This is a genomic window from Streptomyces kebangsaanensis, assembly GCF_001906585.1.
Classification (GTDB): domain Bacteria; phylum Actinomycetota; class Actinomycetes; order Streptomycetales; family Streptomycetaceae; genus Streptomyces; species Streptomyces kebangsaanensis.
In genome coordinates this window covers 10,452-23,589 of sequence record NZ_JUJA01000165.1, presented here as the reverse complement: position 1 = coordinate 23,589, position 13,138 = coordinate 10,452, and the positions used below count along the sequence as shown (strand labels likewise).

10 protein-coding genes, 1 tRNA gene and 1 riboswitch are annotated in these 13,138 nt (G+C 72.0%); of the genes, 7 read left to right on the top strand and 4 right to left on the bottom strand.

The window, feature by feature from the left end:
* The first annotated feature begins 620 nt into the window (after positions 1-620).
* The 7 genes from RH94_RS33915 to RH94_RS33885 all read left to right on the top strand — a co-directional run bounded on the left by RH94_RS33915 (position 621) and on the right by RH94_RS33885 (position 8,387).
* Positions 621-1,982 carry a PP2C family protein-serine/threonine phosphatase gene (locus RH94_RS33915; protein ID WP_073952159.1) on the top strand — a complete coding sequence of 454 codons (1,362 nt, stop codon included), beginning with the start codon at positions 621-623 and terminating at the stop codon, positions 1,980-1,982.
* Between the two features lie 188 nt (positions 1,983-2,170).
* Positions 2,171-3,190 carry an MASE1 domain-containing protein gene (locus RH94_RS33910; protein ID WP_234426230.1) on the top strand — a complete coding sequence of 340 codons (1,020 nt, stop codon included), beginning with the start codon at positions 2,171-2,173 and terminating at the stop codon, positions 3,188-3,190.
* Positions 3,191-3,758: 568 nt separating this feature from the next.
* Positions 3,759-4,448 (top strand): hypothetical protein, encoded by a 690-nt coding sequence (locus RH94_RS33905; RefSeq protein ID WP_073952157.1) that lies wholly within the window; start codon positions 3,759-3,761, stop codon positions 4,446-4,448.
* Between the two features lie 138 nt (positions 4,449-4,586).
* A complete protein-coding gene (locus RH94_RS33900; protein ID WP_073952156.1) occupies positions 4,587-5,708 on the top strand; it encodes a dihydrofolate reductase family protein in 1,122 nt (373 codons plus the stop codon).
* A gap of 54 nt (positions 5,709-5,762) precedes the next feature.
* Positions 5,763-5,836 (top strand) — tRNA-Met (locus RH94_RS33895).
* Between the two features lie 295 nt (positions 5,837-6,131).
* Positions 6,132-6,287: riboswitch (cyclic di-AMP (ydaO/yuaA leader) on the top strand.
* A 9-nt stretch (positions 6,288-6,296) separates the two neighbouring features.
* Positions 6,297-7,340 (top strand): M23 family metallopeptidase, encoded by a 1,044-nt coding sequence (locus RH94_RS33890; protein ID WP_073952155.1) that lies wholly within the window; start codon positions 6,297-6,299, stop codon positions 7,338-7,340.
* 102 nt (positions 7,341-7,442) lie between these two features.
* Complete coding sequence (locus RH94_RS33885; RefSeq protein ID WP_073952154.1) at positions 7,443-8,387, top strand: aldo/keto reductase; 945 nt, start codon at positions 7,443-7,445, stop codon at positions 8,385-8,387.
* A 26-nt stretch (positions 8,388-8,413) separates the two neighbouring features.
* Here the strand turns inward: RH94_RS33885 and RH94_RS33880 are convergent, their stop codons facing one another.
* The 4 genes from RH94_RS33880 to RH94_RS33865 all read right to left on the bottom strand — a co-directional run.
* Positions 8,414-9,802, bottom strand: coding sequence for a PrsW family intramembrane metalloprotease (locus RH94_RS33880; RefSeq protein WP_073952153.1), 1,389 nt, complete (start codon positions 9,800-9,802; stop codon positions 8,414-8,416).
* 19 nt (positions 9,803-9,821) lie between these two features.
* Positions 9,822-10,664, bottom strand: coding sequence for a tRNA (guanosine(46)-N7)-methyltransferase TrmB (gene trmB, locus RH94_RS33875; protein WP_199881123.1), 843 nt, complete (start codon positions 10,662-10,664; stop codon positions 9,822-9,824).
* Between the two features lie 111 nt (positions 10,665-10,775).
* Positions 10,776-11,999: an L-2-hydroxyglutarate oxidase gene (lhgO, locus tag RH94_RS33870; protein WP_073952152.1), complete on the bottom strand. Its 1,224-nt coding sequence runs from the start codon at positions 11,997-11,999 to the stop codon at positions 10,776-10,778.
* A gap of 72 nt (positions 12,000-12,071) precedes the next feature.
* Positions 12,072-13,138 (bottom strand): MFS transporter (locus RH94_RS33865; RefSeq protein WP_234426229.1); only part of this gene is annotated, 1,067 nt, incomplete at its 5' end.

Here is a 13,138-nt window from a genome sequence, read left to right as displayed (position 1 = left end):
CGGCAGGTGGAACGCGTCCGGCGGGGCTGCCCAACTGTTCGGCTGCCACGGCGACGAAGAAGAACGCCCGGCCCACCCACGGGGGCACCGAAAAGAGGTGGGCCGGGCCGGCGCTGCTCCCCGTCTCGGCGGCGGCGGGCAACGCGTTTCCGGACCGGCAGGAACACCGGCAAGAACAGGGAGTACGGGCCGGGGCTGAGTTCACCCCATTGCCTCGGACGACGCGATCTTCGGCGGGAGGTTACGCGGACGGTTGTGGACCAGGTCGTCTGCGTCCTCATCCGGGCGATCGCCCTGTCTGGGCTGGTGTTTCCGGCAGGTTGAACGGGAGCCGCCTGCTTTGGCAGTGGTAAGGAGAGCAACAGGGCGGGTTCAGGCGTAGCATCCCACTTTGAGAGTAATGGGCGATTTGGGGTGTTTGGCCGTGTCGCGCTGTGTGGTCCCTGTTGATTACGGTCGTGTCAGGAGGTCGGCGTGTACCGCTCGGGTAAGTCGCTGTATGAGCGGATCCGCCGTTACCGCCGGGCGGATTTCATGGTCCCGGCACGGTTCCTGGCCCGGCGCTGCCGGGTGCGCCGGAACACGGTGGCGAACGAGTACCGGTCCGCCGGGGGATCGTGATGGCGGGTGGCGGCGAGGAGGAGGGACCGAAGTGGCCGCGTGGTCGTGATCTGTTGGGGCAACTGGATGTCGAGCTGGGCCGGATCGACGAGCAGTTGCGCGCCCTGGCCGCGGCCAAGGACCGGATTCAGGGCTTGCTGGACGCGGTGGTGGCCATCACCCGGGAGATGGAGTTGCCCGCGGTGCTGCACCGCATCGTGACCACCGCCATGGACCTGGTCGGTGCTCGTTACGGGGCGATGGGGGTACTTGGCGAGTCCGGTGACCACCTGGCGCAGTTCATCGTCGCCGGCATGACCGAGGAGGAGCGCGCGGCCCTGGCCGGGGTTGAATTCCCTCGTGGTCTGGGCGTGCTCGGGCACCTGATTCATCACCCCGAACCGCTGCGGGTCGACGACATCCCCTCCCATCCGGCTTCGGTCGGGTTTCCACCCGGCCACCCGCCCATGCGCACCCTGCTCGGCGTCGCCGTCAGTGTTCGAGGTGAGATCTACGGCGACCTCTACCTGGCCGAGCGAGCTGACGGCCAGCCCTTCGACGTCCACGACGAGCGCATCCTCGTCGCCCTGGCCAGCGCCGCCGGCATCGCGATCGACAACGTCCGCCTGTTCGAGCAGGTGCGTGCCGGATCCGAGCAGTTCCAGCGGCTTCTGCTGCCGACCCTGCCCGACCTGCGGCCCTTCGAGGCCGCCGCCATCTACCGGCCCGCCGCCGAGCCCAGCCCACTGGGCGGGGACTGGTACGACGCCATCCTGCTGCCCGACGGCGCGGTGGCGGTCGTCATCGGCGACGTGGTCGGCCATGACCTGCATGCCGCGGCCGCCATGGCCTCCACCCGCAACATGCTGCGCGCTTTGCTGTACGACCTGCGCACTCCGCCCAGTACGGTCCTGACCCACCTCGACCACACCCTGCAGGCCATCACCGACCATCCCATCGCCACCACCAGCCTGGCCCGCATCGAACCCGCCGCAGGGGCCTGGAGACTGCACTGGAGCAGCGCGGGCCACGTCCCGCCTCTGCTGATCACCCCCGACCGGCGAGCGCGATACCTGTTCGCCGAACCCGGACTGCCCCTGAACGTCGACAGCGAGCAGGACCGCCCCGACCACATCCACCCGCTGCCCCCGGACGCCACCGTGGTTTTCTTCACCGACGGTCTCGTCGAACACCCGGAACACCCCCTCGACGAGGGCCTGGACCGACTCGCCGAACTCGCCACCGCGCACGCGGCGCTTCCTCTGCCGGACCTGGTTCAGGCGCTCGCCGATCACCACCCCGGCGACGGGCACGACGACATGGCCATCCTCGCCCTGCGCACTCCGCACCGAACTGCCGGGAATGTCGCGGATCAGGTGTGAGTCTCACGGGAAAGGTCACGTGGTGAGGGCGATGACGGATCTCGGCACGCGGGTGGGTGAAAACGGGCACAGGGCGAAATCCGGGACAGCACTGTGTGACTGGTTGTGCAGATGAGCGGCGGCGTGGTGAATCCGGCGTGATCGGCGGACGACGGAGTGCGGGACGAGGCCGACGGAAAGACCTTCCGGTGGTGATCGCCTGGCGCGACCGGCTCCGGCACGGCGGCAGGGTGGCGGCGGAGATCTGTGTCGTCGGTGTGATGTATTACGCCTCGGGCAAGCTGGGGCTGATGCATGAGCTCGTGGCCGGCCAGGTCACACCACTGTGGCCCGCGAGCGGCATCGCCCTGGCCGGCCTGTTCTTCCTCGGACCGCGGGTCTGGCCCGGGATCGCGCTTGGCGCGTTCCTGATCAGCATCTCACTCACGCCGTCGACGCCTGCCGTGCTCGTGATCACGGGGGGTGACACACTCGCACCCCTGTGCTCCTATGCGCTTCTTCGCCGTGCCGGGTTCCGCACCCGGATGAACCGCCTGCGGGACGCGCTCGCACTGGTCTTCCTCGGAGCGTTCACCGGAATGCTCATCAGCGCGACAGTGGGCACCGGCACCCTGCACCTCGCTCACGCGGTGCCCGCCGTGGGGTTCTGGCCGACGTGGTGGGTCTGGTGGACCGGCGACGCGATGGGCGTCCTCGTGGTCGCGCCCGTACTGTTCGCCCTCCGCTCGGCACACCGGCCCAAAAACGCGCCCGCATCCCGATGGGCTGAGGGATCGCTCCTTGTGGCAGCCACCATCGGCATCGGTCTCATCCAGACCTCTCAGGCACCGCTGCTCTTCCTCGCCTTCCCGTTGCTGAGCTGGGCAGCCTTCCGCTTCCAGCGGGCCGGGGCCGCGCCCTGCGCACTGGCCGTCACCACGTTCGCGATCCTCGCCGCCACCCGCAGGTCGGGCCCTTTCGCCGGTCACAGTCTGCTCACCAACATGGTCGTTCTGCAGGCGTACAACGGCACCGCCGCGCTGACCGCTCTCCTGCTCGCCGCAGCCATCACCGAGCGGAACCAGACCCAGGAGAAGATCGAGCAAGCCTGCAGGCGGCTCGCCGAGATGGCGGCCAGGATCGCACCGGACATCGGCGACCTACCGGTCCTCCCCGGCGACGGCCGGGGCGACCAAGGGGAGAACGGCGGACCGACCCGACCGTCGTGATCCATCGACGGCACCGGCGAAGGACAGGCGATCACGGTGACCCAGCATGCCTTCCGGCCCGGGTCACAACCCCATCCAGCAACCAGGAGAGTCGGCGCACAGGCAAGAAGGACGAGCCTGTCGAACCGGCCTGCCAGGAGCACGGCCCAAGCGACCCGAGAGCACCGGTCTGCCGCGCGTCCAAGTCCAGAAGCCGGGGCCGCCGTGGGTCAGCCCATCTCTGCGGGTGAGCGATGCGTGAGCGGACTGCACGGCACGAGTTGTCATGAGACGGACCGCACCTCACAGCGAACGAGCGCTGACCCGCTGGTTCCGGACACCGAAGCAGTGACCGGAACCACCCGGCATGTCATGGCCAGGACTTTTAATCCATCGGTCGTGGGTTCGGGTCCCACCGGGCCTACGGTCCGCAGGCCGGCGGTACGCCCTCCGACCCGCCACGCAGCGCTCGGGTCGACTTCGGTCGGCTCGGGCGCTGTGTCGTCGTGGGCGTTTGCCGGTCGGCGTCGTGGGGCGTTCATGACAAACATCACTGTCGTCTGCGGCGGAGTGACGGAACGCTGGGGGCATGGACGGCGAGGACCCGGTGACCGAGGTGAGCGGGCTGCGCAGACGCTCCGGCGCACGAGGTGGTGCGGGCTCCGGGGCGGTGCGGGGCGCTGGCTTCTCCGCGGTGGGCGTCGTGCGGGTCCTCGCGGGATCCCTCGTCGGACGGGTGACACGTCGGCCGCTGCGCGAGGCCGTGGACGGGGCGCGGCTGCTGTCGCACTCGTCGGAGACACGGCAGGTGATCACGGTCCTGGCCGTGACGGAGGCCTTCCTCGCCTTCCTCGCCTTCTTCGTGTCCGCCATGCTTCCGCCCGTGCTGCGGCCGTACCACGTGGCGTTCGAGGTGCCGCTGGTCCTCACCGCCTTCGGTGCGGTGGCGGCGGTGGCGCGGCACCCGCATGCGGTCTCGCCTTGGCACGTGGTCCTGCGGACGGGCTTTCTCGGTGAGCTGACGCTTTCCCGCGACGCGGTCCGGTCGGCGTCCAGGGATATGTGGACCGTGAGCGGCAGAGGGCGTCGCCCCGTGCCGGGCGACGCCCGTGCGGTGGCCTGCTCGGTGGGCAGCACGGTCGATGTGCGCCTCCGCGTCGATCCGCCGGTCGCCGTCGATCTCGGAAGAGCCGGGGTGGTGCGGGCGGCCACGATCCACGTCTCCGCCGGTTCCCCGGAGGCGTTTCTGCGTGCCGTGAGGGCGAGCGGCGCCTCCTGACAGCGGCACTCGTCTCGGCTGCCGGCCGGTGCTCCGGGGTGTCGGAGGGGAACGACAGGATGGGGCAGTACATGCGCGGCTTGCTCCAAGCTCGAAGCAAGCCGGTTGTTCCGTCCGCCGTCGAGAGAGAGCGCGCCGATGCCCCACCCGTACGTCCTGCTGTCCGCCGCCGTCTCCCTCGACGGGTACCTGGACGACACCGGCCCCGAACGGCTGCTGCTGTCCAGCCCCGCCGACTTCGACCGGGTCGACGAGGTGCGGGCGTCCGTCGACGCGGTTCTCGTCGGGGCCGGGACGATCCGCGCCGACAACCCGCGGCTGCTGGTGTACTCGCCGGAGCGGCGTGCGGCCCGGGTGGCCGCCGGGCTGGCGGAGTATCCGCTGAAGGTCGCGGTCAGCGCGTCCGGGGAGCTGGACCCGCGGGCGCGCTTCTGGCACACGGGCGGCGAGAAGGTTCTCTACACGACCGACGAGGGGGCGCGGCGGGCGGGTGTCGCCGCCGATGTGGTGCCGCTGGGCGCCGTACTCGACTGGGGGCTGCTGCTCGAGCACCTGTACGACGTGCGAGGGGTGCGCCGGCTCATGGTGGAGGGCGGCGGGACCGTCCACACGCAGCTGCTGCAGCAGCAGCTCGTGGACGAGGTGCAGCTCGTGCTGGCCCCGTTGTTCGTGGGGGACCCCGAGGCGCCGCGGCTGTTCGGGCCCGGGGCCTACCAGGGCGGGCGGCTGCGGCTGGTGGAGACGCGGGCCATCGAGGACGTCGTCCTCATGCGCTACGAGCCGACCGCGCCCGGCACGGCGGACCGCGTGGTGCCCGCGGACCGGCACTGGCTGCGACGCGCGTGCGAGCTGGCCGCGCAGTGCCCGCCGTCGCGGACCGCGTTCAGCGTGGGCGCGGTGGTGGTCGCCGCCGACGGGACCGAACTCGCCCGCGGGTACTCGCGGGAGGCCGGCGACCCGGTCGTGCACGCGGAGGAGGCGGCGCTGGCCAAGGTCGACCCGGCGGATCCGCGGCTGGCCGGTGCCACGGTGTACAGCAGCCTGGAGCCGTGCGCCCGCCGCGCCTCCCGGCCGCGCCCGTGCGCCCGGCTGATTCTGGACGCGGGGGTGCGGCGGGTGGTCACGGCCTGGCGGGAACCGGACACGTTCGTCGAGGGCGCCGACGGGGCGGGGGTGCTGGCGGCCGGGGGCGCCGAGGTCGTCGTGGTGCCGGAGTACGAGGGGTCGGCCAAGGAGCCGAACCGGCATCTGCCGGGCTGAACGGAATGCGTGTGCAAGCTGCCCCGAACATGACGTACACTGGTGTCACAACGACGCGGGGTGGAGCAGCTCGGTAGCTCGCTGGGCTCATAACCCAGAGGTCGCAGGTTCAAATCCTGTCCCCGCTACTGAAGACTCAGGGCCGGAATCCGAATCCACGGATTCCGGCCCTGAGTGTTTTCCGGGATGCCCGCGGTGTTTTCCGGGCGTGTGGCAGCGGCGGTGGCGCGCGGTGGCGTGTGGGTTTCCTGACAAGCGGCCGACTCGCGTGACCAACTCGCCCCGTTTTTGACCCTCATGGGCCGTAAGTTCTGGCCAGGAAGGTTTAACGATCAAGCCGAACGGCTTGGAATCCGGGTCCCGAGTCTATTAACGTTCGATAACGCAGAGCACGGTCGTCGCAGCCGTCACAAGAGACGGCTCCGTGTGCATGCGCCGAATCCCGCAAGGGAGCCGGGGAACCACCAACTTGGGGTGAATCGGGCGCAACCGCCGTGAAGTCACGGATGGTTGACGCGCGTAGGAGACCTTCCCCTCCGAACCCGTCAGCTAACCCGGTAGGCGACGGAAGGAAAGGAGTGCGCCTTCGTGGCGTCCAACCGGCTGGCTCCAGAAGCCCCGTTCGTGCCGGACCGGCACGACACCGAGACCTTCGGCTACGGCAGCCGAAACGCGGACGAGGGCCCCTGGGAGGAGTGGAACCCCAGCGCGGAGTCCACCCGCCCCGTGCGCGGCCGGCACCGCGTCGCCAAGCAGCGCGGCGGCGGGCTCGCCCGCAGTTCCACGGTTCTCGGCGTCGGCGTCATCGCCGCCGTCGGCGCGGGCGGCATGGCCAGCGCCAACACCAGCAAGCCGCCGGTGTCCATCTCGCTGCCCGACCTGCCCTCCGTGGGCTCCCTGTTCGACGACGCCTCCGACGCCTCCGCCGCCCCCGAGGGCTCGGCGACCGCGCTCAGCAGCGTCGGCGTGGCCACGGCCGACGCCGAGGAGGGCACCTCCGACGCCGGTGAGGTGCTGCGCAACCGCATCATGGCGCAGGCCGAGCAGCAGCAGGCCCAGATCGAGGCCAAGGCCCTCGCGGACGCCCAGGCCGCCGCCGCCAAGAAGGCCGACGAGGCCGCCGCGAAGGCGCAGAAGGAGGCCGAGGCCAAGGCCGCCGCCGAGAAGAAGAAGGCGGAGGAGGAGGCCGCGAGGAAGGCCGAGGAGGCGCGGCTGGCCGAGCTGGCCAAGCAGTACACGCTGCCGACCTCCTCGTACACGGTCACCTCGTCCTTCGGTCAGGCCGGCGCCATGTGGTCCTCCGGCTACCACACCGGCCTGGACTTCGCCGCGCCCACCGGCACCCTGATCAAGGCGGTCCACAGCGGCACCATCACCGAGGCGGGCTGGGCCGGCTCCTACGGCTACCGCACGATCCTCACCCTCGACGACGGCACCGAGCTGTGGTTCTGCCACCAGTCGTCGATCAGCGTCAACGTCGGGCAGAAGGTCAGCACGGGCGACGTCATCGGCCGCGTGGGCGCCACCGGCAACGTCACCGGGCCGCACCTGCACTTCGAGGTCCACCCGGGCGGCCAGGCGGGCGGGGTGGACCCGACGGCGTGGCTGCGCGGCAAGGGCCTCAACCCCTGACGGACCCCCGCACCTCCTCCTGACGCCTGTTCGCGCACCTTTTGCGGCCGGACGAGGCCGGGCGCGGAATGCCCGGCTCCGGTCCGGTTGTTGCAGCCGGACATGACTTCTCTGCGCACACTGGGCTCGTCCGACCTCAAGGTCTTCCCGCTCGCCCTCGGCGGCAACGTCTTCGGCTGGACCGCCGACCAGGAGCAGTCCTTCGCCGTCCTGGACGCCTACGCGGCCGCCGGAGGCAACTTCGTCGACACCGCCGACTCCTACTCGGCGTGGATCGAGGGGAACCGGGGCGGCGAGTCCGAGACGATCATCGGCAAGTGGATCAAGGCGCGGGGCAACCGCTCCGACGTCGTCATCGCCACCAAGGTCAGCCAGCACCCCGACTTCCAGGGGCTGGGCGCCGCCAACATCAAGGCCGCGGCCGACGCCTCCCTCAAGCGCCTGGGCACGGACCACATCGACCTGTACTACACGCACTTCGACAAGCCGGAGGTGCCCGTCGAGGAGATCATCGGCGCGCTCGACGAGCTGGTGAGGGCGGGCAAGGTACGGCACATCGCGGCCTCGAACATCTCCGCCGAGCGGCTGACGGCCTCCCTGGACTTCTCCGAGCGCGAGGGCCTGGCCCGCTACGTGGCCCTCCAGCCGCACTACAACCTGGTCTCGCGCGACACCTACGAGGGCGAGCTGCAGGGCGTGGCCGAGCGGGCCGGTCTGGCCGCCGTCCCGTACTTCGCGCTCGCCTCCGGCTTCCTGACCGGCAAGTACCGGCCCGGTACGACGGTGGACAGCGCGCGGGCCCAGGGTGCCGCCAAGCACCTGGACACCGAGCGCGGACGGAAGGTCCTCGCCGCCCTCGACGAGGTCGCCCGGGCCCACGACGCCGAGGTCGCCACAGTGGCCCTGGCCTGGCTCGCGGCCCAGCCGACGGTGGCCGCCCCGATCGCCTCGGCGCGGACGGTGCTGCAGCTCCCGGCGCTGCTGGGGGTGGCGGAGCTGCGGCTGACGGAGGAGGAGATCGGCAAGCTGACGCGGGCGTCGGCGTAAGCCCGGACGCCCCGGCCCCGGCTCTCCTACGACTGTGTCCGGTACGGGTTGTGCGGGCTGTACGGGCCGTACGAGGGATACGGTGCCGTCGGCCCGTACGACCCGTACCCCGGGGACTGCACGGGTACCCCGTACACTCCGTGCGCCCCGTACACCCCGTGCGCCGGCCAGGGCGGCGCGACCACCGGCGCCGTCATCCTGGCCGCGTGGTTCAGCGCGGGCTGCGCCACCTCCCGCCTGCGCCACAGCGCGTGCAGCAGCTCCTGCTCCCGCACGGCGAAGTCGGCACCGGCCCGCCCCCGGCGGCCCCGGTGCCGAAGGAACGCCAGCGAGGTGGCGTACGCCTCGTACTCGGCGACCGTCCGCGCCGCGGGCCTGCCGGAGTGGTGCCGGGCGTGGTCCCGGGCCAGCCGGCGGGCCCGCAGGGAGCCGAGGGCGAGCGGTTCGGCCGGGGTGAGCCAGCCGGCGGCGGCGTACGCGGGCAGCTCCTCGCGCACGGTCCTCAGCTCCCGCTGCCGGGTCCAGATGACCAGCCAGGTCAGCAGCCCGAACGCGGGCACCATGAAGGCGGCGTAGACCGCGAGGAAGCCGTACGGGCCGAAGATCGTCGAGCCGTTCCACAGCGCGTGCATGCCCATGGCGAGGAGCAGCCCGGCCAGGGGCAGCAGCACGCGCCGCACCCGCTGGCGGTCCCCGGACAGCGCGGCGACGCCGAAGCCGATGCCGGTGAGCACGGTGAACAGCGGGTGCGCGAACGGCGACATGATGACGCGCACGAAGAAGGTCGCCGCGGTGACGGAGGCGATGCCCCCGTCGCCGTTGAGCTGGTCGGTGCCGAAGGCGTTGCCGAGGTAGAGGATGTTCTCGGTGAACGCGAAGCCGGTCGCGGTCACCCCGGCGACGACCACCCCGTCGACGATGCCGGTGAAGTCGCGTCTGCGGAAGAGGAAGAGCAGCAGGACGGCGGCGGCCTTCGCGGACTCCTCCACGACCGGCGCTATCACGGTCGCGCCGAGGGTGTCCGCTCCGGACGGGTCGGCGGTCGCCGTGGCTATCCAGTGGGTGGCGAAGCTGTTGGCGACGATCGCGATGAGCGCCGCCGCGCATGCGCCCCAGGCGAAGGCGAACAGCATGTTCCGCCAGGGGCTGGGCTCGACCCGGTCCAGCCAGCGGAAGGCGGCCAGCAGCAGGGGTACGGGCAGCACCGCGAGCCCGAGCCCGACGAGGAACCCCTCGGTACCGGTCTCCCGGCGCACCAGGGCGAGGATGACCAGCCCGGAGAGCGCGAGCAGGGTGATCAGGGCGCCGTACTTGACCCGGCGCCGCTGCCACCAGTGCGCGTGCCGCGGAACGGTGCCGGAGGGATGAGGGGGATGGGCAGGGGGATGCGTCGGGTACGGGGGAAAGGCGGCCACGGCATCGACCCTAACGAGGTCACTGCGGTTGCGGGGCTTCGTGCTCCACGCGGCGGAAGAGCAGATCGTTCACCACATGCCCCTTGTCCAGCCCCTGCTCCTCGAAACGGGTCAGTGGACGGAAGCCGGGACGTGGCGCGAAACCGCCGTCGGACCGTGTGTTCTCGAAGGCCGGGTGCGCGGTCAGCACGTCGAGCATCTGCTCGGCGTACGGCTCCCAGTCCGTCGCGCAGTGCACGAGCGCCCCGGGCCGGAGCCGGGCGGCGGCCAGCGTCAGGAACTCCGGCTGGATCAGCCGCCGCTTGTGGTGCCGCTTCTTGGGCCAGGGGTCGGGGAAGTAGACGCGCAGCCCGTCCAGGGAGTCGGGGGCGAGCATCTCGCGCAGCAGGATGACGGCGTCGCCGTTGGCGACCCGGACGTGGGTGAGGCCGGCCCGGTCGGCGAGGCTCAGGAGATGGCCCTGGCCCGGGGTGTGCACGTCGACGGCGAGGATGTTGGTGTCCGGGTCCGCGGCCGCCATCTCGGCGGTGGCCTCGCCCATTCCGAAGCCGATCTCCAGCACGACGGGGTTCGTGTTCCCGAACAGCTCGGCCAGGTCGATCACCCGCTGCCCGTCGATGTCCAGCCCCCACTTGGGCCACAGCCGCTGCAGCGCGTCGGCCTGCCCCGCGGTCACCCGGCTCCGGCGCGGCTGGAAGCTCCGGATGCGCCGCTCGAAGTGCGACCCGGCCGGATCGGCCTGGGGCCCGTCGGGAAAACGGGGCTCGCCCTTGGCCCGGCTGTGCCGGACGGACACACCGAGGGTGTGCCGGGGCCGCTCGCCGGGGACGGGAGCCTGGGGGGTGTTCAGGGAGTCAGTCACAGTGGGAACGATTTTACGGGGAGAGGGGTGCGAACCGGCGTGTCCAGCGCGTGCGCGGACCGCTGCCCCGCCGCCCCGCCGCGGCAGCACGGCCCCGCCCCGCCGCGGCCGTCACCGCACCGCCGCCAGCGCACCCAGCGCCCGCCGCGCCACCTCCCGCCCGATCGGCAGCGAAGCGGTGGCCGCGGGCGAGGGCGCGTTCAGCACATGCACGGTCCGGGCCCCCTCCCGGATCAGGAAGTCGTCCACGAGCGTCCCGTCCCGCAGCACCGCCTGCGCCCGCACCCCCGCGGCCGCCGGCACCAGGTCCTCCTCCCGCACCCCGGGCATCAGCCTGCGCACCGCCCGGGTGAACGCCGCCTTCGACACCGACCGCCGCAGCTCCCCGGACCCGTACCGCCAGTGCCGCCGCGCGATCCGCCACGACCCGGGCCAGCCGAGCGTCCCCGCCAGCTCCCGGGGCCGTACGACCCCCCAGCCGTAGCCTTCGCGGGCGAGCGCCGGTACCGCGTTGGGCCCGATGTGCACACCGCCGTCGATCCCGCGCGTGAGATGCACGCCGAGGAACGGGAACGCCGGGTCCGGCACCGGGTACACCAGTCCCCGCACCAGCTCCGGCCGCGCCAGCTCGTGGTACTCCCCGCGGAACGGCACGATCCGCACGCCCGGCTCGTCCCCGGTCAGCCGCGCCACCTCGTCGCAGTACAGCCCCGCGCAGTTGACCAGCACGCGCGCGCGTACGACCTCGCCGCGCCCGGTCCGTACGGCCACCCCCAGCTCCGGCCTCCGGTCCACCCGCACGGCCCGCGACCCGTACCGGATCTCCGCTCCCGACGCGTCCGCCAGCTGCCGCGCCACCGCAGTGAAGTCGCAGATCCCCGTCGTCCCGACGTGGATCGCGGCCAGTCCGCGCACCTCGGGCTCGTACTCCTCGATCTGCGCGGGACCCAGCTCGCGCACCGGAATGCCGTTCTCCCGGCCGCGCTGCACCAGCGCGTGCAGCCGGGGCAGCTCCTCCCGTCCGGTCGCCACGATCAGCTTGCCGGTGACGGCGTGCGCGATGCCGTACTCCGCGCAGAACTTGACCATCTCGGCGGCGCCCCGCACCGCGTACCGCGCCTTCAGGGAGCCCGGCCGGTAGTAGATCCCGCTGTGGATCACCCCGCTGTTGCGTCCCGTCTGGTGCCGGGCCGGGCCCTGCTCCTTCTCCAGCACGGTCACGCGGGTGCCCGGCGCGGCGCGCGTGATCGCGTACGCCGTCGACAGACCGACGATCCCACCACCGATCACCAGCACGTCACAGTCGTAAGCGATCTCCGCCCGCACCTGCTCCACCTCCCGCAACCCATGGTGCACTGTGCCACTGACAATGCCCGTGGACCGGGAAGGGCGCGGCACCGGCCCGGCTCAGGCCGGTGTCACCAGCAGGGGTCGTGCGCGTTCGCGCAGCTCGGCCACGCGGGGTTCGTCGCCGTAGGGCTCCAGCCGGTGCAGGAGGTCCTTGACGTATTCCGTGGTGCGCGCCGAGGAGATGCGTCCGGCGACCTCCACCGCCCGCACGCCCTGCTCGCAGGCCGCGTCCAGGTTGCCCGACTCCAGTTCGGCGACCGCCGAGACGACCAGCCTCAGGCCGTGCGAGCGGACGAACTCCTCCGTCGGCTTCGACAGCGCCTGCTCGGTGAAGCGGCGGACCTGGCGGGGGGCCTTCAGGTCGCGGTAGCACTCGGCGGCGTCGGCGGCGAACCGGTCGTAGCCGTAGAAGCCGAGCCAGGAGGGGTCGCTGTCGCCGTCGCGGGACCGCTCCAGCCAGCCCTCGGCCGCCTTCAGGGCGGCGCCGGCCGCCTGGGCGTCACCCGCGCGCGCGTGTGCGCGTGCCTCGACGAGCCGGAAGAAGCTCATGGTGCGGGCGGTGGCCAGGCCCCGGTTGCGCTCCAGGGCGGCCTGGGCGAGGTCGACTCCTTCGTCGCCGAAGCCGCGGTAGGTCGCCTGCAGGGACATCGACGCCAGGACGTAGCCCCCGAGGGGCACGTCGGCCGCCGCGCGCGCGAGGCGCAGCGCCTGGATGTAGTACCTCTGCGCGGCCTCCTGCTGGCCGGTGTCGAAGGCCATCCACCCGGCGAGGCGGGTGAGTTCGGCGCTGGCGCCGAACAGGGCCCGGCCGACCTCGTCGGAGTAGGAGCCGAGCAGCAGCGGCGCCGCCTCGACCCGCAGGCACTCCGGCACCATCGACGAACGCCAGTCGCCGCCCCCGTACTTGGAGTCCCAGCGCCTGGCGTCCTCGGCGGCCTCCCGCAGCTTCTGCACGTCGCTGTGGCCGACTTTGAGCGGTGCGCCGGAGCCCTCCGCGGGGCCCGCCTCGCGCGCCACCGAACTGTCGGCCGGGGTTATCAGCCACCGCGACGCGGGCGTCGCGTACGCGCTCACCGCGAACGATCCGGCGAGCGACTGCCAGATGCCGCCGGAGCCGGCCCGGC

Coding starts and splice junctions, on each gene's coding strand:
- RH94_RS33915 (WP_073952159.1), top strand. CDS start 621: ATGGCGGGTGGCGGCGAGGAGGAGGGACCGAAGTGGCCGCGTGGTCGT.
- RH94_RS33905 (WP_073952157.1), top strand. CDS start 3,759: ATGGACGGCGAGGACCCGGTGACCGAGGTGAGCGGGCTGCGCAGACGC.
- RH94_RS33900 (WP_073952156.1), top strand. CDS start 4,587: ATGCCCCACCCGTACGTCCTGCTGTCCGCCGCCGTCTCCCTCGACGGG.
- RH94_RS33885 (WP_073952154.1), top strand. CDS start 7,443: ATGACTTCTCTGCGCACACTGGGCTCGTCCGACCTCAAGGTCTTCCCG.